Origin of the sequence: Solihabitans fulvus (genome assembly GCF_008386585.1) — a bacterium.
Classification (GTDB): domain Bacteria; phylum Actinomycetota; class Actinomycetes; order Mycobacteriales; family Pseudonocardiaceae; genus Solihabitans; species Solihabitans fulvus.
Map to the genome: position 1 here is coordinate 1 of NZ_VUOB01000220.1, position 599 is coordinate 599.

The 599-nt window shown below is 47.9% G+C and carries 1 protein-coding gene; it reads right to left on the minus strand.

Features of this window, described 5'->3' with window-relative positions; genetic code table 11:
- Positions 1 to 39 precede the first annotated feature (39 nt).
- Positions 40 to 599: hypothetical protein (locus F0L68_RS45685; RefSeq protein WP_149822406.1), on the minus strand; the 560-nt coding region annotated here is incomplete at its 5' end.

Here is a 599-nt window from a genome sequence, read left to right on the forward strand (position 1 = left end):
CTCATTCTGGTTGGGTTTCGTGAATATTTAAAATATAACTTAAAATGCCTTAACACCCCAAGCGTAATGTTCGGGACTTCCGATCACTCTACCATTGTATCCCCAGGCCATGCGGTTACCCGAGGTTTCAAGCGTCCTCGACAGTGTCAAAGCCTTGCTGTATTCACGGTTGTAGATGTAGAACAAATTGTCTTTGTCGTATTTAGCGGGCTGCAGGTACCACTGGGCTCTGAAACTATCGACGCTGTTGACTCCGAAGGCCATGTGGTCGCCGTTCGAGTTAGTACCGACTCCCAATACCAAATATTGGTTACGCTCAGTGTTCAAGATCTTGAAGTAGACCTTGTTGTTCTCCCACAGAGCAATGAACTTCCAGCTGACTTTCGGGCTTGTTTTGTCCTTACCGTCGCCGAAGGCAAGTCTGCCATCGTTGCCGTGAACATCATTACTCAGCGTCAAAGCGAGACCGTCGCGCTTGTACATAAGCTTAATGGCGTTTTCGGCGAAGATAAGTCTGAACTCAACTGGGAAACAATCACGGACGATGTCCTTGGAGCCCTGGAGCCAAAGTTGATAAGCGTACTCCATGCAGTTCATCT